This window comes from Serratia nevei (assembly GCF_037948395.1).
Lineage (GTDB): Bacteria > Pseudomonadota > Gammaproteobacteria > Enterobacterales > Enterobacteriaceae > Serratia > Serratia nevei.
Window position 1 is genome coordinate 5,182,469 of the sequence record NZ_CP149940.1, and the last position, 26,533, is coordinate 5,209,001.

Consider the following 26,533-nt stretch of genomic DNA (forward strand, 5'->3'; position numbering starts at 1 on the left):
AAAATAAGTATAAAGCGGCGAAATAAGCCACGCTGATAACCGACGCGCCGTAATTAAATTTCAGAAAATGCGCCGATTTTGATGTTTTTTTGCTAAAAATAGTGTCAATTGACGATTGGACAGGAACGCGATGTGATCAGGCAGGCGGTCTGCGCCTGACGCGTGAAATTTATTTACAAGATAAAAATCATACAGAACTGGGTCAGGGGTTATATGAACGAACAATATTCGGCAATGCGCAGTAATGTCAGTATGCTCGGCAAATTGCTCGGCGATACCATCAAAGAAGCGCTGGGCGAGCATATTCTCGATCGCGTTGAGACCATCCGTAAGCTTTCCAAATCTTCACGCGCCGGCAACGAAGCGCATCGCCAGGAGTTGCTCTCCACCCTGCAGAACCTGTCCAACGACGAGCTGCTGCCGGTGGCGCGCGCCTTCAGCCAGTTCCTCAACCTGACCAACGTCGCCGAGCAGTACCACAGCATTTCGCCCAACGGCGAAGCCGCCAGCAACCCGGAAGCGCTGGCGCAGCTGTTCAGCCGCCTCAAAGACAAAAAGCTCAGCGACAAAGAGCTGCAGCACGCGGTGTCGCAACTCTCCATCGAGCTGGTGCTGACGGCACACCCGACGGAGATCACCCGCCGCACCCTGATCCACAAGCTGGTGGAGGTGAACACCTGCCTCAGCCAGCTCGATCACAACGATCTGGCCGACTACGAGCGCAACAAGATCATGCGCCGTCTGCGCCAGCTGGTGGCCCAGTCGTGGCACACCGATGAAATTCGCAAACATCGCCCCTCCCCGATCGACGAAGCCAAATGGGGCTTCGCGGTGGTAGAAAACAGCCTGTGGGAAGGCGTGCCGGCGTTCCTGCGCGAGTTCAACGAGCAGTTGGAAAACTCCATCAATTACAGCCTGCCGGCGGAAGCGGTGCCGGTGCGCTTCACCTCCTGGATGGGCGGCGACCGCGACGGCAACCCGAACGTGACCGCCGAAATCACCCGCCATGTGCTGCTGCTCAGCCGCTGGAAAGCCTGCGACCTGTTCACCCGCGATATCCAGGTGTTGGTCTCCGAGCTGTCGATGACCGAATGCACCCCGGAGCTGCGCGCCCGCGCCGGCGGTGACGAGGTGCAGGAACCGTACCGCGAAATCATGAAGCAGCTGCGCAGCCAGCTGATGAGCTCCCAGGCTTATCTGGAAGGCCGCCTGAAGGGCGAGCGCGTGCTGAAGCCGCATGACCTGCTGGTGAACAACGAGCAGCTGTGGGAGCCGCTGTATGCCTGCTACCAGTCGCTGCAGGCCTGCGGCATGGGCATCATCGCCAACGGTCAGCTGCTGGATACCCTGCGCCGCGTGCGCTGCTTCGGCGTGCCGCTGGTGCGCATCGACGTGCGCCAGGAAAGCACTCGCCATACCGAAGCCATCGCCGAGCTGACCCGTTATCTGGGGCTGGGCGACTATGAAAGCTGGTCGGAAGCCGATAAACAGGCGTTCCTGATCCGCGAACTGAACTCCAAGCGCCCGCTGGTGCCGCTGAAGTGGCAACCGAGCGCCGACACGCAGGAAGTGCTGGAAACCTGCCAGGTGATCGCCGAAGCGCCGCAGGGCTCGATCGCCGCCTACGTGATTTCGATGGCGCGCACGCCTTCCGACGTGCTGGCAGTGCACCTGCTGCTGAAAGAGGCCGGCTGCCCGTTCGCGCTGCCGGTCGCCCCGCTGTTCGAAACCCTCGACGATCTGAACAACGCCGACGACGTGATGACCCAGCTGCTGAACATCGACTGGTATCGCGGCTTTATTCAGGGCAAACAGATGGTGATGATCGGCTACTCTGACTCGGCGAAAGACGCCGGCGTGATGGCGGCTTCCTGGGCGCAGTACCGCGCGCAGGACGCACTGATCAAAACCTGTGAAAAGGCCGGCGTGGCGCTGACGCTGTTCCATGGGCGCGGCGGCTCCATCGGCCGCGGCGGCGCACCGGCGCATGCGGCGCTGCTGTCGCAGCCGCCGGGCAGCCTGAAGGGCGGCCTGCGCGTCACCGAACAGGGCGAGATGATCCGCTTCAAATTCGGTCTGCCGGAAGTCACCATCAGCAGCCTGGCGCTGTATGCCGGCGCGATCCTCGAGGCGAACCTGCTACCGCCGCCGGAACCAAAGAAAGAATGGCGGGCGTTGATGGACGATCTGTCCGAGACCTCCTGCCGAATGTATCGCGGCTACGTGCGTGAAAACCCGGACTTCGTGCCTTACTTCCGCGCGGCCACGCCGGAGCTGGAGCTGGGTAAACTGCCGCTGGGCTCACGCCCGGCCAAACGCAAGCCGAACGGCGGCGTGGAAAGCCTGCGCGCCATTCCGTGGATCTTCGCCTGGACGCAGAACCGCCTGATGCTGCCGGCCTGGCTCGGCGCCGGTGCCGGATTGCAGGAAGCGGTGAAAGCCGGCAAGCAGGCGGAGCTGGAGGCGATGTGTCGCGACTGGCCGTTCTTCTCCACCCGCATCGCCATGCTGGAAATGGTGTTCGCCAAAGCCGACCTGTGGCTGGCGGAATACTACGATCAGCGCCTGGTGGATAAATCGCTGTGGCCGCTGGGCCAACAGCTGCGCGATCAGCTGGAAAGCGACATCAAGGTGGTGCTGACCATCGCCAACGATGCGCACCTGATGGAAGACCTGCCGTGGATCGCCGAATCCATCGCGCTGCGCAACGTTTATACCGACCCACTGAACGTCTTGCAGGCCGAGCTGCTGCATCGTTCGCGTCAGCAGGAGCAGCCGGACGCCCGCGTCGAGCAGGCGCTGATGGTCACCATCGCCGGCGTCGCCGCCGGGATGCGCAACACCGGCTAGTGAGCCTAATCGCGGCCCCGTTTATCGGGGCCGTTTTTTTATGTCTTGTCTTGCCCACAAAAAAAGGGCGCCGCGGTAAAGCGACGCCCTTTTTCAATGGAACAAGCCTGTCAGGCAGCGGCCACCGGGCGCACGCCCAGCGTGTGGCAGATGGCGTAGCTCATCTCGGCGCGGTTCAGCGTATAGAAGTGGAAATCTTTCACCCCTTCGCGGCTGAGGATCTTCACCATGTCCATGGCGATGTTGGCACCGACCATTTTGCGGGTCTCCGCATCGTCGTCCAGCCCTTCGAACATGCTGGTCATCCAGCTTGGCACCCGCACGTTGGTCATGGTGGCGAAGCGCTGCAGCTGCTTGAAGTTGGACACCGGCAGAATGCCCGGTACGATTTCCACGTCGATACCGGCGGCGACGCAGCGGTCGCGGAAGCGCAGGTAGCTCTCGACGTCGAAGAAGAACTGGGTGATGGCGCGACTGGCGCCGGCATCGATCTTACGTTTCAGGTTAATCAAATCGGCCTGGGCGCTCTTCGCCTCCGGGTGCACTTCCGGGTAGGCAGCGACGGAAATGTCGAAGTCGCCCACATCTTTCAGCAGCGCCACCAGATCGGTCGCGTACATTTCCGGCTTGCCGGCGCCCGGCGGCAGATCGCCACGCAGCGCCACGATATGGCGGATGCCGCTGTTCCAGTAATCGGTCGCGATGTCGCGCAGCTGCGTCGGGCTGGCGTCGATGCAGGTCAGGTGCGGCGCCGCCTCCAGGCCGGTGCGCTCCTTGATCCCCTTGATGATGCTGTGGGTGCGATCGCGCTCGCCGGAGTTGGCACCGTAGGTGACGGAAACGAATTTGGGTTTGAGGATGCTCAGACGATCGATCGACTGCCACAGGGTCTCTTCCATCTCGCTGGTGCGCGGCGGGAAGAACTCGAATGATACGTTAATCTGGCCGTTCAACTCCGCCAGACTCTGATTCAGCGCTTCCCGCTGGTTTGCGTGGAAAAAGCTCATACCCTGCTCACCTCTTATCGATCACTGTTTTTATTTCATTTTTATGAGCGTCTATACGTTTAGACGTCTAGATAGAAAATGCCGCATGTTGGCTAAAGAGTCAACAGGAAAATGAGGGGAATAAGATGATTAATCTTCACCCGCTCAACGAGGGAATTTCATGACGGCGGCAGGGATAAGTATGGCAGGAAAAGCAAAGGGGCGCGGTGAACCCGCGCCCGCAGAGAATTAAAGCAGCTGTGCCAACCGGTTAAGGTCTGACTGGATCGCGCCGGCGGTCACGTCGCGGCCGGCGCCCGGCCCGCGGATCACCAGCGGATTATCGCGATACCAGCGGCTTTCGATGGCGAACACGTTGTCGCACGGCAGCAGCGAGGCCAGCGGATGCTCAGGACGCACCGCCTCCACGCCGACCCGCGCCTTGCCGTTGGCATCGAAACGCGCCACGTGACGCAACACCAGGCCCATTTCGCTGGCGGCCTCAAAGCGCTGCTGCATCTGCTGGTTCAGCGCCTCGCCGTTCTCGAAGAACTGATCGACGGAGCCCAGCTCGCAGCCCGCCGGCACCAGCGACTCGACCCGCACCTGGTTCGGTTCGATGTCGTAGCCCGCTTCGCGCGCCAGGATCACCAGCTTGCGCATCACGTCCTGACCGGAGAGATCGACCCGCGGATCCGGTTCGGTCAGCCCCTGCTGCCAGGCCTGATCCACCAGTTCGGTAAACGGCACCGTGCCGTCATACTGCAAGAACAGCCAGGAAAGCGTGCCGGAGAAGATGCCGCTGATCGCCAAAATGCTGTCGCCGCTGTCGCGCAGATCGCGCACCGTATGGTTGACCGGCAGCCCGGCGCCGACGGTGGCGTTATACAGCCAGTGGCGGCCGGTTTTGGCGAAGGCGTCGCGAATTTGGCGATAGGTATCGCTGCACGAGGCACCCGCCAGCTTGTTGGCGCTGATCACGTGGAAACCGTAGCTGGCGAAATCCAGATACTGTCCGGCCAGCTCTTCGCTGGCGGTCACGTCGAGCACCACCAGATCGTCGAACGGGTGCGCGCGCATCCACAGGAACAGCGACTCTTCGTCGAGTTCCTGCGCCTCGTCCTCAAAGAACGCCAATGCACGGCTGGCGTCCAGCCCGTCGTAGTTCAGCAGGCTGCGGCGGCTGTCCACCACCCCCGCCAGGATAAATTCGAAACCGCTGCGCGCGGAGATATTGGTCTGCTCACGGGCGAACAGCTCCAGCCAGCGCGACCCGATGTTGCCCTTGCCGAACAGCACCAGACCGATGCGCTTCTCGGCGCGGAACAGGCTTTGGTGCAGCCCCTGAATCAGCAGCGCGGTCGGCCCCTGGCGCAATACCGCCACCAGGCTGATGCCATCTTCGGCCTGCCAGATAAACTCGACCGGCTGATCTTTCAGTTGCTGATAGAAACGGTGGCTGTGCAGCGGGTTCTTGCATACCCCGGCGCCGACCATCGCCACCAGCGCCAACCCTTCGCGCAGGTGCAGTTCACCCGGCAGCGCCGAGGCCTGCAGGGTCGCCAGCGCGCTGTTGACCACCTCGGAGGTGTAGCACAGCTGTATCCGATTGCGGTCAGGATGGATGCCCACCGCCAGCGGTTTGATCTGTGCGCGCTTGAGCACCAGATCCAACTCTTTCTGCGCCAATTTGAAGTCGTGCTGAGCGGCGACGTGCAGCTCAATCAGACACACGTCATCGTGGCTGGTGACAATCTTGGCGCCAGTGCCGGACGCCAATACGCGCTCGATGCGTGTCGAGCCCTGCTCCGGCTGGTAGCTGCAGCGCAGCTGAAGATCGATATCGCTGCCGGAGACCGGCTGCAGGGTGCGGGTATGCAGCACCGGCGCCGCCAGGCGCGCCAGCTCGCTGGCTTCGTCCAGGCGCAGCAGCGGCAGCAGGCAGGCGTCTTTCACCTTGCGCGGGTCGGCGCTGTAAACCCCGGCCACGTCGCTCCAGATGGTGACGCGCGCCGCGCCGGCCAACGCGCCGACCTGAGTGGCAGAGTAGTCGCTGCCGTTGCGCCCCAACAGCACGGTTTCCCCGGCGTCGTTGCGCGAAATGAAGCCGGTCACCACCAGGCGCTTGCCCGGATGTTGGGCCAACAATTGTTGCAACAGCGGATAAGAACGGCCTTCATCCACCTGCGGCTGCGCGGCGCGCTCGGCGCGCAGGAAATCACGCGCATCCAGCCAGGCCGCCTGCATATCCAGGTGGTTGAGCACCGCCGCCATCAGGCGCGCCGACCAGATCTCGCCGTGCCCGACCACTTCGGCATAGCACACCTCGTCGACTTTGCCGTCCAGCAGCACCGCCAGACGTTCCAGATCCTGAATGAACTCGGCGATCAGCGGCTCTGCGCTTTCCGGCGGCAGCAGGCCGCCGATAAGATCGCTATGATAACGACGCAACGTCTGCTGCACCTGGTGCGCAGACAGGCGATCGCTCTGGCTGAGCTTCAGCCAGTTGATCAACTGGTTGGTGGTACTGCCGGCGGCCGATACCACCATCATGTCGCCCGGCTGGCTGTATTCCGCCATAATCCCGGCCACACGCAGATAACACTTCACATCCGCCAGACTGCTGCCGCCAAACTTGTGCAGTTGACGCCCGCTCACCGGCCCTGCTACAGCAATTGCATTCATGCTTACCTCGTTGCCGCCGCCTGGAAAGCGCGTTCCAGATCGGCAATCAAATCTTCACTGTCTTCAATACCCACGGAAATGCGCAGCAGGCTCTCGGAGATGCCGGCCGCTGCCCGCGCCTCCGCCGCCATGCCGGCGTGGGTCATGGTCGCTGCATGCGAGATCAGGCTTTCTACGCCGCCCAGCGATTCTGCCAGAGTAAACAGCTCAAGGGCAGAGAGAAAACGGCGCAGCACCGCTTCATCGCCGTCCAGTTCAAAACTCAGCATCGCGCCGAAGCCACGCTGCTGCCGGCGGGCGATCTCATGCCCCGGGTTTTCCGGCAGGGAAGGATGATACAGCTTTTTCACCAGCGGTTGCTGCTGTAAATAGCCGACAATCGCTTCGGCGTTTTGCTGCGCCGCCTTGATGCGCGGCGACAGCGTGCGCATGCCGCGCAGCAGCAGATAGCTGTCGAACGCGCCGCCGGTCACGCCGATATTGTTCGCCCACCAGGCCAATTCGACCGCCAGCTCGGGATCTTTGGCAATCACCGCGCCGGCCACCACGTCCGAATGCCCGTTCAGGTATTTGGTGCAAGAATGGACCACCAGATCGGCACCGAGTTCGATCGGCTGTTGCAGGGCCGGGCTGAGGAAGGTGTTGTCCACCACCGTCAACGCGCCCGCCGCGTGTGCGGCGGCGCAGATCGCCGCGATGTCCACCACCCGCAGCAGCGGATTGCTGGGGCTTTCAATCAGCACCAGCTTCGGCTTTTGCGCCAGCGCCTGCTGCAGGGCTTCTTCATTACCCTGATCGACGAACAGCACGCGATAGGCGCCGCGCTTGCTCAGGCTGTCGAACAACCGATAGCTGCCGCCGTAGCAGTCGTGCGGCGCCACCAGCAGATCGCCCGGCTTCAGCAGCACGGTGGTCACCAGATGGATCGCCGACATCCCGCTGCCGGTCATCACCGCGCCGGCGCCGCCTTCCAGCTCCGCCAACGCGCGTTGCACCACGTCGCGCGTCGGGTTGCCGCGGCGCGAGTAATCATGGGCTCGGGGTTGGTTGAAGTCGGTAAAGTTATAGGTGCTGGACAGATGAATCGGCGGGACAACGCAGCCATACTGTTCGTCGTCGTTCAGGCCGCTGCGTACGGCAATCGTGGCTGGTTTACGCGTCATGGGCTCGCTCGGCTCTCGGTTCGGTGAATGAGGCCTAAAGAGTAATCGCAGGATTGATAGACGTCAATACATCTGGACATCTAAACTTCTCTGCGTATAGATTGAGCAATGGCACAATACCCGCTAAAATTATGCCGATATGACATGACGATAAGATGTTAAGCCACAATGTCCGGCCGAGGCGGGGCATTCAGTGACCCTGGTCGCGTAAAATTGACATTTATTTAGTGAGAACAGTGAAGATCGGGCATAATTGGCCGGTTTTTAGAATTTTGTAATTTTTCTGACAAAGTTAAGGTGTCCCATGGCTGAGTGGAACGGCGAGTATGTCAGCCCTTACGCTGAACACGGTAAAAAAAGCGAGCAAGTCAAAAAGATCACGGTATCCATTCCGCTGAAGGTCCTGAAAATCCTCACCGACGAACGGACCCGTCGCCAGGTGAACAACCTGCGCCACGCCACCAACAGCGAACTGCTGTGCGAAGCGTTTCTGCATGCCTTTACCGGCCAGCCGCTGCCGAACGATGAAGACCTGCGCAAAGAGCGCAGCGATGAAATCCCGGAAGCCGCAAAAGCGTTGATGCGCGAACTGGGTGTCGATCCCGATACCTGGGAATATTGAGAACCGTCCGGCGAACGCCGGCGGCAGAAACGAAAAAAGGCGCCAAAGGCGCCTTTTTCATCGGACGATAAGAAATCTTATTTCTTAGCGCCTGGTACGCTGAAACGCTTGTTGAAGCGGTCAACGCGGCCACCGGTAGCAACGTCACGCTGCTTGCCAGTGTAGAACGGGTGGCATGCGCCACAAACGTCCAGGTTCAGATCGTGGCCCACGGTGGAGCGGATCTTCATCACGTTACCGCAAGAGCAGTTAGCAGTAACTTCTTCGTATTTTGGGTGGATACCTTGTTTCATGGGAAACCTCAGTTAAGGCCGTGTCGCTATCCAGCCCTGTTTCGCCAGACACCACACGTGGTTGATAATAGAATTTTGGTATCGAATTATACCAAAGGCGGCAAATTATACAGCATTAGCCGAGGCGCGCAATCGGAACCGTACATTTGCCGATGCGCCGTGTAAACTGATGCCCTCTTTTTTTCAATTTGGATGAGATCATGCCCGTCGTACACGTTGCCTTGCCGGTCCCCCTCGCCCGCACCTTCGACTATCTGCTGCCGCCCGGCATGCAGCCGGTGGCCGGCGCGCGCGTGGGCGTGCCCTGGGGCAGGCAGCATGCGATCGGCATCGTCACCGGCTGCAGCGACACCAGCGAACTGCCGCTGGACAAGCTCAAACCGATCGACAGCGTGATCGACGCCGAGTCGCTGTTCTCCCCCAGCCTGTGGCGCATCCTGCGCTGGGCCAGCGATTACTATCACTACCCCATCGGCGAGGTGCTGTTCCATGCGCTGCCGATCCTGCTGCGGCAAGGCAAACCGGCCGAGGCCGCACCGCTGTGGCAATGGTTCGCCACCGAAGAGGGGCGTGCCACCCCGCCCGAAAGCCTGAAACGCGCGCCGAAACAGCAGCAGGCGCTGGCGGCGCTGCTGCAACGCCCGGTCTATCGCCACCAGGTCAGCCAGCTGGAGCTGACGGAAAGCGCCCTGCAGGCGCTGCGCGCCAAAGGGCTGATCGATCTGCGCGCTCAGGTCGCGGATACGCACGACTGGCGCCCCAACTTCGCGGTGCTCGGCGAGCGGCTGCGGCTGAACACTGAGCAGGCTACCGCCGTCGGGGCGATCAGAAGCGAGGATGAGCAGTTCGCCGCCTGGCTGCTGGCCGGGGTGACCGGCTCCGGCAAGACCGAGGTCTACCTCAGCGTGCTGGAGAACGTGCTGGCCAAAGGCCGGCAGGCGCTGGTGCTGGTGCCGGAAATCGGCCTGACGCCGCAAACCATCGCCCGCTTTCGCGAGCGCTTCAACGCGCCGGTAGACGTACTGCACTCCGGCCTGAACGACAGCGAGCGGCTGGCGGTTTGGCTGCGCGCGCGCAGCGGCGAAGCCGCCATCGTCATCGGCACCCGCTCGGCGCTGTTCACGCCGTTCCGTCAGCTGGGCGTGATCATCATCGACGAAGAGCACGACAGCTCTTATAAACAACAGGAAGGCTGGCGCTACCACGCCCGCGATCTGGCGGTGTTCCGCGCCCGGGAAGAGGATATCCCGATGGTGATGGGCTCCGCGACCCCGGCATTGGAAACGCTGCACAACGTGCAGCTGGGCAAATATCGCCAGCTGAAGCTCACCCAGCGCGCGGGCAACGCCAAACCGGCGGCGCAGCACCTGATCGATCTGAAGGGGCTGCCGCTGAAGGTCGGCCTGTCGCAGCCGCTGCTGAAGAGCATGCAGCACCATTTAAAAGCCGGCAATCAGGTGATGCTGTTCCTCAACCGCCGCGGTTACGCCCCGGCGCTGCTGTGCCACGAGTGCGGCTGGATCGCCGAATGCCAGCGCTGCGATCATTACTACACCTTCCACCAGCATCAGCGCCAGCTGCGCTGCCACCACTGCGACAGCCAGCGACCGGTGCCGCACCAGTGCCCGCAGTGCGGCTCCACCCACCTGGTGTCGGTCGGCGTCGGCACCGAACAGCTGGAGCAGGAGCTGGCGCCGCTGTTCCCCGACACGCCGATCACCCGCATCGATCGCGACACCACCAGCCGCAAGGGAGCGCTTGAACAGCATCTGGCGGATATCCATCGCGGCGAAGCGCGCATTTTGATCGGCACGCAGATGCTGGCCAAGGGCCACCATTTTCCCGACGTCACCCTGGTGGCGTTGCTGGACGTGGACGGCGCGCTGTTCTCCGCCGACTTCCGCTCCGCCGAGCGTTTCGCTCAGCTGTATACCCAGGTCTCCGGGCGGGCCGGCCGTGCGGGCAAGCAGGGGGAAGTGCTGCTGCAAACCCACCATCCGGAGCACCCGCTGCTGCAGGTGCTGCTGCAACAGGGTTACGACGCCTTCGCCAAACAGACGCTGGCGGAGCGCAACAGCGTGTTTCTGCCGCCTTACACCAGCCACATCATCGTGCGCGCCGAAGATCACGACAACCAGCAGGCCCCGCTGTTCCTGCAGCAGCTGCGCAACCTGCTGGAAGCCAGCCCGCTGAAGGACGACTCGCTATGGGTGATGGGCCCGGTGCCGGCGCTGCAGTCCAAACGCGGCGGCCGTTTCCGCTGGCAGCTGCTGCTGCAGCACCCGACGCGGCGCGTCCTGCAACAGCTGATGAAAAGCTCGCTGCCGCTGATCGGCACCCTGCCGCAAACGCGCAAGGTGAAATGGACGCTGGATGTCGATCCGATCGACAGCTGATCCCGGAAAAGTCCGATTTAGCTGCCGCAGTGCAAACGTTTACCCTTGAAATTGCGAGCGAACGCTAAAAAACCTTCTCAGGTCACATTTTTTATGCAAATTAGGTAACAAAGGCGGGGCGTATTCTGTTTAGAATGTCTGCGAGGGCAAATTTTGTCGCCACATCGCAGCGCGACGGACTGCCCGAACGCGAGTGGCGCTCAATGACAACAATCTCGCCACCGCATGCCGGACATTGTGAGCAAACAGCAGTAGTGGCGTCGGCATGGGGCTGACGCAAGGAGAAAGGCGTTGGAACACAAGAAAGAGTTATCCATGGCGACCATGAAAGACGTCGCCGAAATGGCGGGCGTTTCAACGGCTACCGTATCGCGTGCGCTGATGAACCCGGAAAAGGTGTCAACGCCGACGCGCCAGAAAGTGGAACAGGCCGTCCTGGCCGTGGGTTATTCTCCTCATGCTCTGTCACGCAATATCAAGCGCAACGAATCCCGCACCATCCTGGTGATCGTGCCCGACATCTGCGATCCGTTTTTCGCCGATGTGATCCAGGGGATCGAACAGACCGCCGCCCAACAAGGCTATCTGGTGCTGATCGGCGACTGCGCGCAGCAAAACCAGCAAGAGCGCACCTTCGTCAATCTGATCATCACCAAACAGATCGACGGCATGCTGCTGCTGGGCTCCAACCTGCCGTTCGATGCCAGCAAGGAAGAACAGCGCAACCTGCCGCCGATGGTGATGGCCAACGAGTTCGCCCCCGAGCTGGAACTGCCGACGGTGCACATCGACAACCTGACCGCCGCCTTTGAAGCCGTGCATTATTTGCATCAATTGGGCCACCGGCAGATCGCCTGCGTCGCCGGGCCGGAACAGATGCCGCTGAGCCATTATCGGCTGCAGGGTTACGTTCAAGCGCTACGTCGTAATGGCATTACCGTCGAAAGCAGCTATATTACCCGGGGTGATTTTACCTACGAAGCCGGCGCGCAAGCGCTGACGGCGCTGATGGCGCAGCCGAAACCGCCAACGGCGGTATTCTGCCACAGCGATGTCATGGCGATCGGCGTGCTGTCCCAGGCGAAGAAAATGGGGCTGCGGATACCGCAGGATCTGTCGATCGTCGGCTTTGATGACCTCAAGCTGGCGCAGTATTGCGATCCGCCGCTGACCACGGTGGCGCAGCCGCGCTTCCAGATCGGCCAGCAGGCGATGTTGTTGCTGTTGGAGCAGTTGAACGGCCAGACGGTGGCCAGCGGCTCCCGGCTATTGGACAGTGAATTGATTATCAGAGGCAGCACCGCTGCCCCGAAACGCTAGTCAAATATTTTAGGGTTCAGTAACATGACGGACTTATCCTCTCATCAGGACACAGCGGAATAATAGTGGCACAAAAAGACTATGTAAGCCGTGGGCGCGCAGCAGGAGCTAAGCGTAAAACCCCCAGCCGTAAAAAACGCAGTTCTCCGAAGGTTTCCAAAACCGTGCTGGCGTTAGCCGCCGCGTTGCTGGTTGTCTTTGTCGGTGGCCTCTATTTCATTACCCACAACAAGCCGGAAGACGCGCCGTTGTTGCCTGCGCACACCACGCGCCCCGGCAACGGCCTGCCGCCGAAGCCGGAAGAGCGCTGGCGCTACATCAAAGAGCTGGAAAACCGGCAGATCGGCGTGCAAACCCCGACCGAACCGACGGCCGGCGGCGAGCTCAATTCCAAAACTCAGCTGACCGCCGAACAGCGGCAGTTGCTGGAGCAGATGCAGGCCGATATGCAGCAGCGCCCGACGCAGCTGAACGAAGTGCCGTATAACGATCCGGGCCAGGCCAACGCGCGCAGCACCCGCCAACAGCAGCAGATGCAACAACAGCAAATGCAGCAGCAGCCGGTACAGCAACAGCAGCAGGTCAGCCAGCCGCCGCGCAACCCGTTCAGCAACGGGGCCACTACCGCGCCGGTGCAGCCGCACCCGCAGCCAAAACCGACTACCCAGCAACCGGTGCAGGTGAAACAGCCTGAGCCGAAGCCGCAACCGAAGCCGGAGCCCAAACCGGAAGTGAAGCAGGAAACGGCCAAGCAGGAAACCAAACCGGAATCGAAGCAGAAGTGGATGGTGCAATGCGGTTCGTTCCGCGCCACCGATCAGGCTGAATCCGTGCGTGCGCGCCTGGCGTTCGAAGGCATCGAGAGCCGCATCACCGCCGGCGGCGGTTGGAATCGCGTGGTGCTCGGCCCGTACAGCAGCCGTGCCGCCGCGGACAAAACCCTTTCGCGCCTGAAGGGCGTCGGCATGTCGAGTTGCATTCCCCTCTCCGTTGGGGGTTGAAAAGCGTCAATCCCCCCCCATCTATACTCTCAATATGCCTCGTAGCGTCTGCGAAAGCAGGCGCTGCGGGGACTTCTTTCCGTCTTTAACGAGGGTCTGCTCGTGACAACAATTGTAAGCGTACGCCGCAACGGCCAGGTCGTCATCGGTGGTGATGGCCAGGCAACCCTGGGTAATACGGTGATGAAGGGTAACGTCAAGAAAGTGCGTCGCCTGTATAACGACAAAGTGATCGCCGGTTTCGCCGGTGGCACCGCTGACGCCTTCACGCTGTTTGAACTGTTTGAACGCAAACTGGAAATGCATCAGGGCCACCTGGTGAAAGCCGCCGTCGAGCTGGCGAAAGACTGGCGCACCGACCGCATGCTGCGCAAGCTCGAAGCGCTGCTGGCGGTCGCCGATGAAACCGCCTCGCTGATCATCACCGGCAACGGCGATGTGGTGCAGCCGGAAAACGATCTGATCGCCATCGGCTCCGGCGGCCCGTACGCCCAGGCCGCAGCCCGCGCCATGTTGGAAAATACCGAGCTGAGCGCCCGCGACATCGTTGAGAAATCCCTCAACATCGCCGGCGACATCTGTATTTACACCAACCATTTCCACACCATTGAAGAATTGCCTTCCAAAGCGTAAGGATCGAATACCATGTCTGAAATGACCCCGCGCGAGATCGTCAGCGAACTGGACAGCTATATCATTGGCCAAAACAAGGCCAAACGCGCTGTCGCCATTGCCCTGCGCAACCGCTGGCGCCGGATGCAGCTCAACGAGATGCTGCGTCACGAAGTGACCCCGAAAAACATTCTGATGATCGGCCCAACCGGCGTCGGTAAAACCGAAATCGCCCGTCGTCTGGCGAAGCTGGCCAACGCGCCGTTCATCAAGGTTGAAGCCACCAAGTTCACCGAAGTGGGCTATGTGGGCAAAGAAGTGGATTCCATCATCCGCGATCTGACCGATGCCGCCATCAAAATGGTGCGCATGCAGTCGATCGAGAAAAACCGCACCCGTGCCGAAGAGTTGGCCGAAGAGCGCATTCTCGACGTGCTGATCCCGCCGGCCAAGAACAACTGGGGCCAGCCGGAAGAGCATCAGGAGCCGTCCGCCGCCCGCCAGGCATTCCGCAAGAAACTGCGCGAAGGCCAGCTGGACGACAAAGAGATCGAAATCGATCTGGCCGCGGCGCCGATGGGCGTGGAAATCATGGCGCCTCCGGGCATGGAAGAGATGACCAACCAGCTGCAGTCGATGTTCCAGAACCTCGGCGGCCAGAAGCAAAAGCCGCGCAAGGTGAAGATCAAAGAAGCCTTCAAGCTGCTGGTGGAAGAAGAAGCTGCAAAACTGGTGAACCCGGAAGAGCTGAAAGAGCAGGCGATCGAAGCGGTTGAACAGCACGGCATCGTGTTTATCGACGAGATCGACAAAATCTGTAAGCGCGGCGGCCAGAGCTCCGGTCCGGACGTCTCGCGCGAAGGCGTGCAGCGCGATCTGCTGCCGCTGGTGGAAGGCTGCACCGTATCGACCAAGCACGGTATGGTGAAGACCGACCACATCCTGTTCATCGCTTCCGGCGCGTTCCAGACCGCCAATCCGTCGGATCTGATCCCGGAACTGCAGGGCCGTCTGCCGATCCGCGTTGAGCTGCAGGCGCTGACCACCGAAGACTTCGAGCGCATCCTGACCGAGCCGAGCGCGTCGCTGACCGAGCAGTACAAAGCGCTGATGGGCACCGAAGGCGTCAACATCGAGTTCACCGCCGACGGCATCCGCCGCATCGCCGAAGCCGCGTGGCAGGTCAACGAAAGCACCGAGAATATCGGCGCGCGTCGTCTGCACACCGTGCTGGAACGTCTGATGGAAGATATTTCCTACGATGCGAGTGAAATTAATGGCCAATCCATTACAATTGATGCGGATTACGTGCGCAGTCATCTGGATGAACTGGTGGCGGATGAAGATTTGAGTCGTTTTATCCTATAATCGCTCAATCATTGTCTTGTCAGTCATCTGTGTGGGAGGCATTGCCTCCCACAATTATTTCTAACGGACACCGCAACTCACTGACAGAAGCGAAACATGAGCTCATCAACCTCCACCACCCCGATCTCCGCCTGGCTGGAAAGTCTACGCCCCCGCACCCTGCCGTTGGCTTTTGCCTCCATCGTGGTCGGCTCGGCCATCGCCACCTGGCACGGCAGCCTGAAACCTGAAGTGGCGCTGCTGGCGCTGTTGACCGCCGGCCTGCTGCAGATCCTCTCCAACCTGGCGAACGACTACGGCGATGCGGTCAAAGGCAGCGACAAAGAAGATCGCATCGGGCCGTTGCGCGGCATGCAAAAAGGCATGATCACCCAGGCGCAGATGAAACGGGCGCTGGTGGTGACGGTGGTGCTGATCGCCCTCGCCGGCTGTTCGCTGATCGCAGTCGCCTGCGAGCAACCCAGCGACGTGGTGGGCTTCCTGGTGCTGGGCGGGCTGTCTATCGTGGCGGCCATCACCTATACCGTCGGCAACAAGCCCTACGGGTATTTGGGGCTGGGCGACATCTCGGTGCTGGTGTTCTTCGGCTGGCTGAGCGTGGCCGGCACCTACTATCTGCAAACGCACACCTTCGACAGCGTCGTGATGCTGCCGGCCACCGCCTGTGGCCTGCTGGCGACGGCGGTGCTCAACATCAACAATCTGCGCGATATCGAGAGCGATCGCGAAAACGGCAAGAACACGCTGGCGGTGCGCCTCGGCCCGCACAAGGCGCGCATTTACCATGCCCTGCTGCTCGGCGGCGCGGTGCTGTGTTTCGCGCTGTTTACGCTGTTCAATCTCCACAGCCCGTGGGGCTGGCTGTTCGTGCTGGCGATCCCGCTGCTGGTGCGCCACGGCCTGCGCGTGTTGCGCGATCCGACGCCGGTCGGCATGCGGCCGATGCTGGAACACATGGTCAAGGCGGCGTTGCTGGCCAACCTGCTGTTCGCCATCGGCGTGGCGCTCAGTTAAAAACTGATGATTTTGCCAACAGGGCGAATAAAGGGATATACTGAACATTCCAGCGGCAAACAGACGTAAAATCCTATGAAATACGATACTTCCGAACTTTGCGACATCTATCATGAAGAGGTGAACGTTGTTGAACCTCTGTTCTCCAATTTTGGCGGGCGTACTTCATTTGGCGGGCAGATCACCACGGTGAAATGCTTTGAGGATAACGGCCTGTTGTTCGATCTGCTTGAAGAAAACGGCCGCGGCCGCGTGCTGTTGGTCGACGGCGGCGGTTCGGTACGCCGGGCGCTGATCAACGCCGAACTGGCGCGCCTGGCCGCCCAGAACGAATGGGAAGGCATCGTGGTGTACGGCGCGGTGCGTCAGGTGGACGATCTGGAAGAACTCGACATCGGCATTCAGGCGATGGCGGCGATCCCGGTGGGTGCCGTGAGCGAAGGCGTGGGCGAAAGCGATATCCGCGTCAACTTCGGTGGCGTCACCTTCTTCTCCGGCGATCACCTGTATGCCGACAACACCGGCATCATCCTCTCCGAAGACCCGCTCGACATCGAGTGATTTTCGGTCATGAAAAAGGGCGCCTGAGGCGCCCTTTTCGTTGCTGCATGGCGTGAGGAATCAGACCTCTTCCATTTTGCCCAGCAGAGCGCGCAGGCGATCTTGCCATACGTGCTGTTCTTCTTTCAGCTGTTGGTTTTCGCGCACCAGCGCTTCGTGGTTGCCGGAGGCAGCCTGAACTTCCTGCGACAGAGAGTTGTTTTTGTCTTTCAGCTCTTCAATTTCCATCTGCAACAAGGTGATGGTATCAATCGCCTGCTGTACTTTTGCTTCCAGTTTCTCAAATACTTCAAATGACATGCTTCAGTCCCCTCATGATAGCAAGGCGTACATCTATAAGTAGCGGCCGCAACGTCGGCTGCAGCTACTGCGAATATTGCATCGCGCTCAGTGACGCGCGCCGTTACGGAAGGCGCGCCAGTCTCGATTCGTTAAAAACGATTGTAAGTAGCCAGTCTCCGCCTGTCTAGCAACATACCGGATCATCGCGCAGTCTGTTGCAATTTTCCTGCCCCCGCCATCAGCAAAAACTGAAAATCCCCGCCGCCACCGCCGCGAGTTGTTAACAACCCTCGCCAAACCACTGGTCAGATCACACTTTTATGGCTCAGAAAGAACACTAAACGACGCGAAATCGCTCAATTTTATGACGCGCCACACACATTTTGATTTCGCTATTTCTCGTTTATGTTCGTTAACGATAAATTTACATCACGTCCTTATTCAATAATTGGACGAGATGAAAAAAACTGTGCCCATAGGCCGGATGTATACCCAACTGAGCCTATAAACCAACAACCGCCGTTTTGCAGGACAACAACATTATGAGCCAAACCACCAGTCCGACATTAAAAGGCCAGTGCATCGCCGAGTTCCTCGGCACGGCGCTGCTGATCTTCTTTGGCGTAGGCTGCGTTGCCGCGCTGAAACTGGCGGGTGCCAGCTTCGGCCAGTGGGAAATCAGCATCATTTGGGGCCTGGGCGTCGCCATGGCCATCTATCTGACCGCCGCCATTTCCGGCGCGCATCTCAACCCTGCGGTCACCCTCGCTCTGTGGCTGTTCGCCTGCTTCGACGGGCGCAAAGTGGTGCCTTACATCATTGCACAGGTCGCCGGTGCCTTCTGCGCCGCTGCCCTGGTCTATGGGCTGTACTACAACCTGTTCTTCGACTTTGAAGCGGCTCACCACATGGTGCGCGGCAGCAACGAAAGCCTCGAACTGGCGGGCATCTTCTCGACTTACCCTAACGCGCACATCTCCGTCGGCCAGGCCTTCCTGGTAGAAACGGTGATCGCCGCCATTCTGATGTGCCTGATCCTGGCGCTGACCGACGACGGCAACGGCATTCCGCGCGGCCCGCTGGCCCCGCTGCTGATCGGTATTCTGATTGCCGTGATCGGCGCCTCCATGGGACCATTGACCGGCTTTGCGTTGAACCCGGCGCGTGACTTCGGGCCGAAACTGTTTGCCTACCTGGCCGGCTGGGGCAAAGTCGCCTTCACCGGCGCACGGGACATCCCGTACTTCCTGGTGCCGATCTTCGCCCCTATCGTCGGCTGTGGCCTGGGCGCTTTCGGTTACCGCGCGCTGATTGGCCGCCACCTGCCGTGCGACGTCTGCGTGACGGAAGAAGAGCCTGATGCCAAGACCCAGCAGCGCAAAGCGTGATGGGTGCAGTTTTACACGGTTAACAACAGCAGGATAATTACCATGACTGTAGAAAAAAAATACATTGTCGCACTCGACCAAGGGACCACCAGTTCACGCGCCGTCGTGCTCGATCACGACGCCAACATCGTTGCGGTATCGCAGCGCGAATTCCCGCAGATCTATCCAAAGGCCGGCTGGGTTGAGCACGACCCGATGGAGATCTGGGCGTCGCAAAGCTCGACGCTGGTAGAAGTGCTGGCGAAAGCCGACATCAGTTCCGATCAGATCGCCGGCATTGGCATCACCAACCAGCGCGAAACCACCATCGTCTGGGAAAAAGAGACCGGCAAGCCGATTTACAACGCCATCGTCTGGCAGTGCCGCCGCACCGCCGACATCTGCGAGAAGCTCAAGCGCGACGGCCTGGAAGAGTACATCCGTCACAACACCGGCCTGGTGGTTGACCCGTACTTCTCCGGCACCAAGGTGAAGTGGATCCTGGACAACGTCGAAGGCGCCCGCGAGCGCGCCAAGCGCGGCGAACTGCTGTTCGGCACCGTCGATACCTGGCTGGTGTGGAAAATGACCCAGGGCCGCGTACACGTTACCGATTACACCAACGCCTCACGCACCATGATGTTCAACATCCACGAGCTGGACTGGGATGAGCGCATGCTGGAAGTGCTGGATATCCCGCGCGCCATGCTGCCGAAAGTCCGTCCTTCCTCCGAGGTGTACGGCCAGACCAACATCGGCGGTAAGGGCGGTACGCGTATTCCTATCGCCGGTATCGCCGGTGACCAGCAGGCAGCGCTGTACGGCCAGCTGTGCGTTCAACCGGGCATGGCGAAGAACACCTACGGCACCGGCTGCTTCCTGCTGATGAACACCGGCAAAGAAGCGGTGCGCTCGAAAAACGGCCTGCTGACCACCATCGCCTGCGGCCCGCGCGGCGAAGTGAACTATGCGCTGGAAGGCGCGGTGTTCATCGGCGGTGCGTCTATCCAGTGGCTGCGCGATGAGCTGAAACTGATCAGCGACGCCGCCGACTCCGAATACTTCGCCACCAAGGTGAAAGACAGCAACGGCGTCTATGTGGTGCCGGCCTTTACCGGCCTGGGCGCCCCTTACTGGGATCCGTATGCCCGCGGCGCCATCTTCGGCCTGACCCGTGGCGCCAACAGCAACCACATCATCCGAGCCACGCTGGAATCCATCGCCTTCCAGACCCGTGACGTGCTGGACGCCATGCAGGCCGACGCCAACACCCGCCTGCAATCGCTGCGCGTGGACGGTGGCGCGGTCGCCAACAACTTCCTGATGCAGTTCCAGTCCGATATCCTCGGCACCCGCGTAGAACGCCCTGAGGTGCGTGAATCGACGGCGCTGGGTGCCGCGTTCCTGGCGGGCCTGGCCATCGGCTACTGGAACGATCTGGATGAAGTGAAGAGCAAAGCGGTGATTGAGCGCGAATTCCGCCCAAGCATCGAAACCACCGAACGCAACTACCGCTACAGCGGCTGGAAAAAAGCGGTGGCTCGTGCTCAGGCATGGGAAGATCACGAGTAATCTCGACGCTGCCGTTTCTCCAACAAGCGCTGCCTGCGGGCGGCGCTTTTTTTTGCCCCGCCCCGCCGCCACCGTGCTGTGATAGACTTTGCCGATATTTTCTTCCCTTTCTCACAGACAGGTTTGCCATGAAACGTGAATTAGCCATCGAATTTTCCCGCGTTACCGAAGCCGCCGCGCTGGCGGGCTACAAATGGCTGGGACGCGGCGACAAGAACGCCGCCGACGGCGCGGCGGTCCACGCCATGCGCATCATGCTCAACAAAGTGGATATCGATGGCCGCATTGTGATCGGCGAAGGCGAGATCGACGAAGCGCCGATGCTGTATATCGGCGAACAGGTCGGCACCGGCCAGGGCGACGCGGTCGACATCGCGGTCGATCCGATCGAAGGCACCCGCATGACCGCCATGGGCCAGTCGAATGCGCTGGCGGTATTGGCGGTGGGCGATCGCGGCACCTTCCTGCACGCGCCGGACATGTACATGGAGAAGCTGGTGGTCGGCCCGGCGGCGCGCGGCGCCATCGATCTCGACCTGCCGCTGGCGGAGAACCTGCAGAACGTCGCCGCACGGCTGGGCAAACCGCTGTCGCAGCTGACGGTGATCGTCTTGGCCAAACCGCGCCACGACGGCGTCATCGCGCAGATGCAGCAGCTGGGCGTGCGGGTGTTCGCCATTCCTGACGGCGACGTGGCGGCCTCCATTCTCACCTGCATGCCGGAAAGCGAGGTCGATGTGATGTATGGCATCGGCGGCGCGCCGGAAGGGGTGATCTCAGCTGCGGTGATCCGCGCGCTGGACGGCGACATGCAGGCGCGTTTGCTGCCGCGCCATGAAGTGAAAGGCGACAGCGCCGAGAACCGCCGCATCGGCGAACAGGAGCTGGCGCGCTGCCGGGAAATGGGTATCGAGGCCGGTCAGGTGCTGCGCATGGACCAGATGGCGCGCAACGACAACGTGATCTTCTCCGCCACCGGCATCACCAAGGGCGATCTGCTGGAGGGTATCAGCCGCCAGGGCAACATGGCCACGACCGAAACCCTGCTGATCCGCGGCAAGTCACGCACCATCCGCCGCATCCGTTCGACCCACTATCTGGATCGCAAAGACCCGGCGCTGCACGAGTTTTTGCTGTAAGCCGACAAGAGACCGCCCCCAGTAGCCGCTGAGGGCGGGTTCATCCCGCCACCGGCGTTTTGGCGGGCAGCAGTTTCCCACGCAACAGCAGCCACAGCGTCTTCACCATCAGGCCGACGAGCAGCAGGTTAGCCAACGCGAACAGCCCCCAGGCCAGCACTTGCATATCGGCCCCGCGCTGGCTCTGCAACAACCGCAGCGACGCGTTCGCCATCGCCGATAAGCCGAACGAGAAAGCCCACATGCCCGGGCTGAAGCCACCGGCAAAAAACCAACGCACCAACCGGAACATAAAAAACAGCTGCAGCAGGCCGTAGCCCAACAGGATTAAGGCGAACGTATCGAAGTCGTTGCCATTGACGCATAACCACGCGTAGCAGGCGACAAAGGCCGGAGCCAGCTGAATACCGATAACGCCGCGGGCGGCGGCCGGCAGCGCGGCCTTGGTGCGCAGACGGTGGATAATGGCGGGTTCGAGGGTCAGCCATGAAATCAAACCGGCGCCAAGAAACATCATGCCGATATCAGGGTGGCCGGCGGTGCCAAACGCCATCGCGCAGATAAAGTTAGCGGCCACCGTCGGCAGGTAGAATCCCGGCGTCGTGGCCTCCGACGCGAACTCGCCGCGCCACAACGGCGCACAGCGCCAGGCCGAGAAGATGAGCTGGCCGACGGAGCCCGCGACCATCAGCCCATTCGCCAGCGGCAGGCTGTAGGGGTGCAAACCGATGGACACCAACACGCCGCCTGCCGGAAGCAAGCTGATAAAACTGAACTGAGTGTTGCTGCGAAACTCGTCACGCACCGCGCGTGGGTCAATCAGGCAGCGGCAGAGATAGATCAGCGCCAACGCCAGCCAGATAGCACTGCCGAGAAAGATGAGCGACTCACCCAGCCAGCCGGGCCCATAGCCGAGCGTGGCGGCGTATCGCCAGGCGCTGCCGAGGCCGAAAACCCCCAGAACCATCCCAAAGAAACCGACGGGAACACGTTGAATGCACTGCAGTGATGACATAGCGAATAACCCGGAAAAATACTGTCGGTAAAGTGTATACCGATCGCCTCAGCGCAGTAATAACCTGGGTCAAACCGGCGGCAGGACCTTAGTCGTCTTGCAAGACTAAGGCCTGCGCCGGTTCAGGAAGAGGGTTATGCGGTATGCCCCTGATGTTGCATCCGGTTGGACAGCGGCCACCAGCACAGCAGGATCAGCAGCGCCATCGCGAACATCAGCAATCCGAGGCTGAACTGCCCGGTTTGCGGCAGCATGGCGGAAAGCCAGGTCGCGAGCCCCGATCCCATGTTCTGCATGCCGCCCACCAACGCGCCCGCCGCGCCGGCCAGGTAAGGGAACGGCTCCATCGCCCCGGTGGTCGCCAGCGGGAACAGCATGCCGGCGCCGAAGAAGAACAGCGCGGCCGGCACGATCAGCGTCCAGATGTTCATCACGCCGAACCAGCCCGGGATCCACATCATCGCCCCCGCCAGCAGGCAGCTAATCACCGAATGCCACATCAGGGTGTGGAAGGTCTTGCCGTCGCGCCCGGCGTACCAGGCGCCGAAAAACGCCGCCGGGATCGGCAGAATGAACAGGATGCTGACGGTCAGACCGCTCAGCCCCAATACGCCGCCCATCAACACGCCACAGCTGGCCTCGAATACCGCAATCCCCGCCAGCGCGCCGATCAGCATCACCAGATAGCAGCTGAAGGTGCTGTCGCCCAGCAGCTGGCGAAAACTGGCCAGCATGCGGCGTTTTTCCGTCTGCACCGGGCGGGTCTCCGGCAACCAGCGAAACATGGCGAAGGCGACGCAGGCGCACAGCGCCAACAGGAAGGCATAACAGGCGCGCCAGCCGAACACCATTGCCAATGCGCCGCCGATCACCGGCGCCAGCAGCGGGCTAACCAGAATCCCCATGTTCAACAGGCTATTGGCGTAGCGCAGCGCGGTGCCGGCATACAGATCGCGCGGCATGGTGCGCGCCATCACGCCCGCCACGCCGGTGCCCATGCCCTGAATCGCGCTGGCGGCGACCAGCATCGTCAGGTTGGTGGACAGCAGCGCGCCCAGCGCACCGACCAGGAAGATCATCATGCCGGTCAGGATCACCGGACGACGTCCGATACGGTCCGATATCGGACCGTAAATCAGCTGGGAGAAACCGTAGGTCAGCAGATACGCCGCCATCACCCGTTGCACGGCGCCGGTGCGAACCGACAGATCGTGGGCGATATCAGCAATCACGGGAACATAAATGGTTTGCGCCATCTGGCCGACGGCGACCAACAGGATAAGCATCACCAGCAGGTGAAAATTCTCTAGTTTTCTCATTATCTTCGTTAACGTTTCAACTCGTCACAGCGTCCCGGTATGGCCGTTGCAGCAGCCAGAACGGCGAGCAGCCCTCTATGGCGGCATAAACTAATCAAATCTGATTTTTTTAGCGAGTTTCAGGAAGATATTGATCCAGGTCACACTGGCAGCAAACCCGACCAGGCTCGTAAATTAAACTGTACGTCTAACGCTTTGGAGTTAAAAATAGCGCCCTTGCAGTAGCCGCGCTTTAGCATTTAATCGATAATTCTTTTCATCAACTTGAAATAAAATAACACCATAGGGATTTGGTTCATGAAAACACCTGAGCTGATTTTATTGCAGTTAAAGGCTCTCGGCCCGCACTCGGCCAAAATGCTGGCGGAGCGTCTGGACATTACGCCGATGGGCATCCGACAACATCTGCAATCCCTGGAAAAACGTGAGTTGGTTTGTTACGAAGAAGCGCGCAGCAAGGTCGGCCGCCCGACGCGCTACTGGTCGCTGACCGAGCGAGGGCACGCCTTTGCCGCCGCCGATCAGGAGCGGCTGCGGGCATCCGCGCTGCAGCTGTTTGGCGGCGCCGGGGTGGAGCCGTTGCTCAACGCGCGCGAAGAGCAGCTTTATCTGCGTTATGCCGAAGAGCTGTCCTCCGAGCGCAGCCATCAGGACCGGTTAGCCCGCCTGGTGCGCCTGCGGCAACACGACGGTTACATGGCCGAATTGTTCGACCACCCGCACGGCGCGCTGTTGGTGGAAAACCACTGCCCGATTGGCGTGGCCGGTTCCAGCTGCAGCAGCCTGTGCAATTCCGAGCTGCAGCTGTTTCACCGCCTGTTCGGCAACGACTACCGGGTAGAGCGCACCGCGCACGCCATTTCCGGCTCACGACATTGTGCTTATTTGATTCGACCACGGGAGCTTTAGAGTATGGCTGAATGGGTAAACGGCAAGGTTACGCAGGTAAAACAATGGACCGACGGGCTGTTCAGCCTGGTGGTCAATGCCCCCATCGATCCTTTCACCGCCGGGCAATTTGCCAAGCTGGCGCTGGAGATCGACGGCGAACGGGTGCAACGTGCCTACTCCTACGTCAATGCCCCCGACGACGCCAATCTGGAGTTCTATCTGGTCACCGTGCCGGAAGGCAAGCTGAGCCCGCGCCTCAGTCAGCTGCAGCCGGGCTCGGACGTGATGGTAACCAAAGAAGCGGCCGGCTTCTTCGTGCTGGACGAGGTGCCCGACTGCGATACGCTGTGGATGCTGGCGACCGGCACCGCCATCGGCCCCTATTTATCGATTCTGCAGCAGGGCGCCGGCCTGGAGCGCTTCAACAACCTGGTGCTGGTGCACGCCGCGCGCTTTGCGCGTGACCTGAGCTACCTGCCGCTGATGCAGCAACTGCAGCAGCGCTACAACGGCAAGCTGCGCATCCAGACCGTCGTCAGCCGCGAAGAGGCGCCCGGCTCATTGACCGGCCGCGTACCGGCGCTGATCGAGGACGGCCGGCTGGAAGCGGCGATCGGTTTGACTATCGACGCCGAAACCAGCCACGTGATGCTGTGCGGCAACCCGCAAATGGTGCGGGACACCCAGCAAACGCTGAAAGACCACCGCCAGATGCGCAAGCACCTGCGCCGCAAGCCGGGCCACATCACCAGCGAACACTACTGGTAACCCGGCGAGGGTCAGCGGAACTTCACCGGTTCGGCTTCCGGGCCAAACCGGTTATCTCCCGGCGTGCCGACGAAGGCACCCAGATCGATCATCATCATCACGATAATCAGCGTCGGAATGAAACGCCCAACGCCCCATTGCCAGATCGGCGCCAGCATCTGCCAGTTCCCCGCCGCCAGCATCCACGCCAGGATCAGCAGCAGCGCCCACCAGCCGGCCTTGTTGCGATCGTGCAGGCGCTTGACCAGCACCGCCGCCGTCGGCCACAGCAGCGCCACGATAAAGAAGGCGATGGATTGGATGGCGACCAGCTGATAATTGGCCAACGTAAACGCCGCCGCCATCAGCACCAACCACAGCCCCATCCAAATCCAGAAGTCGCGCCGCCCGATGCGGCCCTTAAAAGAAAAACACCACTGTTGTAACGTCATCGATTCCTGCGCTCTAAGCCTGCCCATATTCTGCGCCGCAGTGTAACATAGGCGCTGCCGGGCCGAGTTTTCCGCCTCGCATAACGCGGTGCGCCGCACAGCTTTCTCGTCAGCGAACCGATAATGGCGTGGGATCTTTGACAAGCCCCGCGGGTTATCGCTTTAATCGGAGCCATCTTTGTCCTTGATGCCATACGCCATGCTGAGAAAAACCCTCGTCATCGCCTGCCTGCTGCAGGTGGCCGCCAGCGCCTGGGCCGATCCGCCGCCCGCCGATGCGACGCCCGCCGCACCTTACCTGCTGGCCGGGGCACCGACGTTCGATCTGACGGTGGTCAAATTCCGCGAAAAATACAACCGCGATAACCCGAAGCTGCCGATTGGCGAATTCCGCGCCATTCCCACCGCCGAAGACGATTCGCCGCTGCTGACGCGCGCCGCCAGCAAACTCAACGAAAACCTGTACGCCTCCACCGCGCTGGAGAAAGGCACCGGTAAAATCAAAACGTTGCAGATCACTCACCTGCCGCTGCAGCAGGCCAATGAAGAAAAAACCGCGCGCGCCATCGCCATCAGCTACATGGCGGCGCTGATGCGCCAGTTCGAACCGGCGTTGACAATGGAACAGAGCCAGAACAAGGTGAACAGCCTGCTGGAAAAAGGCAAAGGGTCGCGCTTTTACCAACAGCAGGTCGGCGCCATTCGCTATGTCGTCTCGGACAACGGCGATAAAGGCGTAACCTTCGCGGTTGAACCGATTAAGCTGGCGCTTTCCGAGCCGTAACGGCGCGGCATTTAATGACGAAAAGCAAAGCCTTCGCGCTTAATGATCTCTATACTGTTGGGCAGGTAAACTGCCGGTCCGGCAGTTGTCATTT

At 60.8% G+C, this 26,533-nt stretch carries 23 protein-coding genes; 15 read left to right on the forward strand and 8 right to left on the reverse strand.

Going from position 1 to position 26,533, the window contains the following annotated elements:
* Positions 1-213 precede the first annotated feature (213 nt).
* On the forward strand, positions 214-2,850 hold the full coding sequence (ppc, locus tag V8N38_RS24715) for a phosphoenolpyruvate carboxylase (protein WP_147840672.1): 2,637 nt from the start codon (positions 214-216) through the stop codon (positions 2,848-2,850).
* Positions 2,851-2,960: 110 nt separating this feature from the next.
* On the opposite strand, the gene metF is transcribed toward ppc, so the two are convergent.
* The 3 genes from metF to metB form a co-directional block, all read right to left on the reverse strand.
* Entirely contained in the window at positions 2,961-3,857 is an 897-nt protein-coding gene (gene metF / locus V8N38_RS24720) for a methylenetetrahydrofolate reductase (protein ID WP_147840671.1), read from the reverse strand.
* Between the two features lie 228 nt (positions 3,858-4,085).
* The gene (locus V8N38_RS24725; protein WP_147840670.1) at positions 4,086-6,521 is read right to left on the reverse strand and encodes a bifunctional aspartate kinase/homoserine dehydrogenase II; all 2,436 of its coding nucleotides are present in this window, start codon (positions 6,519-6,521) and stop codon (positions 4,086-4,088) included.
* Between the two features lie 2 nt (positions 6,522-6,523).
* Positions 6,524-7,684 (reverse strand): cystathionine gamma-synthase, encoded by a 1,161-nt coding sequence (gene metB / locus V8N38_RS24730; RefSeq protein ID WP_060448501.1) that lies wholly within the window; start codon positions 7,682-7,684, stop codon positions 6,524-6,526.
* Positions 7,685-7,988: 304 nt separating this feature from the next.
* On the opposite strand from metB, the gene metJ reads away from it, so the two are divergent.
* On the forward strand, positions 7,989-8,306 hold the full coding sequence (gene metJ, locus V8N38_RS24735) for a met regulon transcriptional regulator MetJ (RefSeq protein WP_004931076.1): 318 nt from the start codon (positions 7,989-7,991) through the stop codon (positions 8,304-8,306).
* Positions 8,307-8,383: 77 nt separating this feature from the next.
* On the opposite strand, the gene rpmE is transcribed toward metJ, so the two are convergent.
* Positions 8,384-8,599, reverse strand: coding sequence for a 50S ribosomal protein L31 (gene rpmE / locus V8N38_RS24740; protein ID WP_004931078.1), 216 nt, complete (start codon positions 8,597-8,599; stop codon positions 8,384-8,386).
* A gap of 200 nt (positions 8,600-8,799) precedes the next feature.
* Here rpmE and priA point away from each other — a divergent pair, with 200 nt between their 5' ends.
* The 7 genes from priA to rraA all read left to right on the forward strand — a co-directional run bounded on the left by priA (position 8,800) and on the right by rraA (position 16,871).
* Complete coding sequence (priA, locus tag V8N38_RS24745; RefSeq protein WP_033654545.1) at positions 8,800-10,995, forward strand: primosomal protein N'; 2,196 nt, start codon at positions 8,800-8,802, stop codon at positions 10,993-10,995.
* Between the two features lie 291 nt (positions 10,996-11,286).
* On the forward strand, positions 11,287-12,315 hold the full coding sequence (gene cytR, locus V8N38_RS24750) for a DNA-binding transcriptional regulator CytR (RefSeq protein WP_038872675.1): 1,029 nt from the start codon (positions 11,287-11,289) through the stop codon (positions 12,313-12,315).
* A 65-nt stretch (positions 12,316-12,380) separates the two neighbouring features.
* Positions 12,381-13,316 carry a cell division protein FtsN gene (ftsN, locus tag V8N38_RS24755; protein ID WP_087762548.1) on the forward strand — a complete coding sequence of 312 codons (936 nt, stop codon included), beginning with the start codon at positions 12,381-12,383 and terminating at the stop codon, positions 13,314-13,316.
* Between the two features lie 102 nt (positions 13,317-13,418).
* Complete coding sequence (hslV, locus tag V8N38_RS24760) at positions 13,419-13,949, forward strand: ATP-dependent protease subunit HslV (protein WP_004931085.1); 531 nt, start codon at positions 13,419-13,421, stop codon at positions 13,947-13,949.
* A 12-nt stretch (positions 13,950-13,961) separates the two neighbouring features.
* Complete coding sequence (gene hslU, locus V8N38_RS24765) at positions 13,962-15,296, forward strand: HslU--HslV peptidase ATPase subunit (protein WP_025304663.1); 1,335 nt, start codon at positions 13,962-13,964, stop codon at positions 15,294-15,296.
* A 96-nt stretch (positions 15,297-15,392) separates the two neighbouring features.
* Entirely contained in the window at positions 15,393-16,310 is a 918-nt protein-coding gene (locus V8N38_RS24770) for a 1,4-dihydroxy-2-naphthoate polyprenyltransferase (protein WP_147840669.1), read from the forward strand.
* Between the two features lie 75 nt (positions 16,311-16,385).
* Positions 16,386-16,871, forward strand: a complete 486-nt coding sequence (gene rraA, locus V8N38_RS24775) for a ribonuclease E activity regulator RraA (protein ID WP_038872664.1) — start codon at positions 16,386-16,388, stop codon at positions 16,869-16,871.
* A 60-nt stretch (positions 16,872-16,931) separates the two neighbouring features.
* Here the strand turns inward: rraA and zapB are convergent, their stop codons facing one another.
* Positions 16,932-17,171: a septal ring assembly protein ZapB gene (gene zapB / locus V8N38_RS24780; RefSeq protein ID WP_004931092.1), complete on the reverse strand. Its 240-nt coding sequence runs from the start codon at positions 17,169-17,171 to the stop codon at positions 16,932-16,934.
* A 524-nt stretch (positions 17,172-17,695) separates the two neighbouring features.
* On the opposite strand from zapB, the gene V8N38_RS24785 reads away from it, so the two are divergent.
* From V8N38_RS24785 to glpX, 3 genes are all read left to right on the forward strand, one after another.
* Complete coding sequence (locus V8N38_RS24785) at positions 17,696-18,541, forward strand: MIP/aquaporin family protein (RefSeq protein WP_038872721.1); 846 nt, start codon at positions 17,696-17,698, stop codon at positions 18,539-18,541.
* A gap of 42 nt (positions 18,542-18,583) precedes the next feature.
* Positions 18,584-20,092: a glycerol kinase GlpK gene (glpK, locus tag V8N38_RS24790; protein ID WP_019452234.1), complete on the forward strand. Its 1,509-nt coding sequence runs from the start codon at positions 18,584-18,586 to the stop codon at positions 20,090-20,092.
* A gap of 128 nt (positions 20,093-20,220) precedes the next feature.
* On the forward strand, positions 20,221-21,231 hold the full coding sequence (gene glpX, locus V8N38_RS24795; RefSeq protein WP_060441465.1) for a class II fructose-bisphosphatase: 1,011 nt from the start codon (positions 20,221-20,223) through the stop codon (positions 21,229-21,231).
* Between the two features lie 40 nt (positions 21,232-21,271).
* On the opposite strand, the gene tehA is transcribed toward glpX, so the two are convergent.
* Together tehA and emrD are read right to left on the reverse strand one after the other, a co-directional pair.
* On the reverse strand, positions 21,272-22,246 hold the full coding sequence (gene tehA, locus V8N38_RS24800) for a dicarboxylate transporter/tellurite-resistance protein TehA (protein ID WP_060424970.1): 975 nt from the start codon (positions 22,244-22,246) through the stop codon (positions 21,272-21,274).
* Between the two features lie 134 nt (positions 22,247-22,380).
* Positions 22,381-23,565: a multidrug efflux MFS transporter EmrD gene (emrD, locus tag V8N38_RS24805; protein ID WP_004931102.1), complete on the reverse strand. Its 1,185-nt coding sequence runs from the start codon at positions 23,563-23,565 to the stop codon at positions 22,381-22,383.
* A 297-nt stretch (positions 23,566-23,862) separates the two neighbouring features.
* Between emrD and V8N38_RS24810 the strand changes: the two genes are divergently transcribed.
* The gene (locus tag V8N38_RS24810; RefSeq protein WP_147840668.1) at positions 23,863-24,474 is read left to right on the forward strand and encodes a helix-turn-helix transcriptional regulator; all 612 of its coding nucleotides are present in this window, start codon (positions 23,863-23,865) and stop codon (positions 24,472-24,474) included.
* 3 nt (positions 24,475-24,477) lie between these two features.
* The gene (gene fpr, locus V8N38_RS24815) at positions 24,478-25,224 is read left to right on the forward strand and encodes a ferredoxin--NADP(+) reductase (protein WP_047729616.1); all 747 of its coding nucleotides are present in this window, start codon (positions 24,478-24,480) and stop codon (positions 25,222-25,224) included.
* Positions 25,225-25,235: 11 nt separating this feature from the next.
* On the opposite strand, the gene V8N38_RS24820 is transcribed toward fpr, so the two are convergent.
* Positions 25,236-25,655, reverse strand: a complete 420-nt coding sequence (locus tag V8N38_RS24820; RefSeq protein ID WP_019452229.1) for a DUF805 domain-containing protein — start codon at positions 25,653-25,655, stop codon at positions 25,236-25,238.
* Between the two features lie 199 nt (positions 25,656-25,854).
* Between V8N38_RS24820 and V8N38_RS24825 the strand changes: the two genes are divergently transcribed.
* Positions 25,855-26,439, forward strand: a complete 585-nt coding sequence (locus tag V8N38_RS24825; protein ID WP_147840674.1) for a DUF1454 family protein — start codon at positions 25,855-25,857, stop codon at positions 26,437-26,439.
* Positions 26,440-26,533: the final 94 nt, after the last annotated feature.

Excerpts from the sequence above, each read along its gene's own strand:
- ppc (WP_147840672.1), top strand. The coding sequence starts at position 214 with ATGAACGAACAATATTCGGCAATGCGCAGTAATGTCAGTATGCTCGGC.
- metF (WP_147840671.1), bottom strand. The coding sequence starts at position 3,857 with ATGAGCTTTTTCCACGCAAACCAGCGGGAAGCGCTGAATCAGAGTCTG.
- V8N38_RS24725 (WP_147840670.1), bottom strand. The coding sequence starts at position 6,521 with ATGAATGCAATTGCTGTAGCAGGGCCGGTGAGCGGGCGTCAACTGCAC.
- metB (WP_060448501.1), bottom strand. The coding sequence starts at position 7,684 with ATGACGCGTAAACCAGCCACGATTGCCGTACGCAGCGGCCTGAACGAC.
- metJ (WP_004931076.1), top strand. The coding sequence starts at position 7,989 with ATGGCTGAGTGGAACGGCGAGTATGTCAGCCCTTACGCTGAACACGGT.
- rpmE (WP_004931078.1), bottom strand. The coding sequence starts at position 8,599 with ATGAAACAAGGTATCCACCCAAAATACGAAGAAGTTACTGCTAACTGC.
- priA (WP_033654545.1), top strand. The coding sequence starts at position 8,800 with ATGCCCGTCGTACACGTTGCCTTGCCGGTCCCCCTCGCCCGCACCTTC.
- hslU (WP_025304663.1), top strand. The coding sequence starts at position 13,962 with ATGTCTGAAATGACCCCGCGCGAGATCGTCAGCGAACTGGACAGCTAT.
- V8N38_RS24770 (WP_147840669.1), top strand. The coding sequence starts at position 15,393 with ATGAGCTCATCAACCTCCACCACCCCGATCTCCGCCTGGCTGGAAAGT.
- rraA (WP_038872664.1), top strand. The coding sequence starts at position 16,386 with ATGAAATACGATACTTCCGAACTTTGCGACATCTATCATGAAGAGGTG.
- zapB (WP_004931092.1), bottom strand. The coding sequence starts at position 17,171 with ATGTCATTTGAAGTATTTGAGAAACTGGAAGCAAAAGTACAGCAGGCG.
- V8N38_RS24785 (WP_038872721.1), top strand. The coding sequence starts at position 17,696 with ATGAGCCAAACCACCAGTCCGACATTAAAAGGCCAGTGCATCGCCGAG.
- glpK (WP_019452234.1), top strand. The coding sequence starts at position 18,584 with ATGACTGTAGAAAAAAAATACATTGTCGCACTCGACCAAGGGACCACC.
- glpX (WP_060441465.1), top strand. The coding sequence starts at position 20,221 with ATGAAACGTGAATTAGCCATCGAATTTTCCCGCGTTACCGAAGCCGCC.
- tehA (WP_060424970.1), bottom strand. The coding sequence starts at position 22,246 with ATGTCATCACTGCAGTGCATTCAACGTGTTCCCGTCGGTTTCTTTGGG.
- emrD (WP_004931102.1), bottom strand. The coding sequence starts at position 23,565 with ATGAGAAAACTAGAGAATTTTCACCTGCTGGTGATGCTTATCCTGTTG.
- V8N38_RS24810 (WP_147840668.1), top strand. The coding sequence starts at position 23,863 with ATGAAAACACCTGAGCTGATTTTATTGCAGTTAAAGGCTCTCGGCCCG.
- fpr (WP_047729616.1), top strand. The coding sequence starts at position 24,478 with ATGGCTGAATGGGTAAACGGCAAGGTTACGCAGGTAAAACAATGGACC.
- V8N38_RS24820 (WP_019452229.1), bottom strand. The coding sequence starts at position 25,655 with ATGACGTTACAACAGTGGTGTTTTTCTTTTAAGGGCCGCATCGGGCGG.
- V8N38_RS24825 (WP_147840674.1), top strand. The coding sequence starts at position 25,855 with ATGCTGAGAAAAACCCTCGTCATCGCCTGCCTGCTGCAGGTGGCCGCC.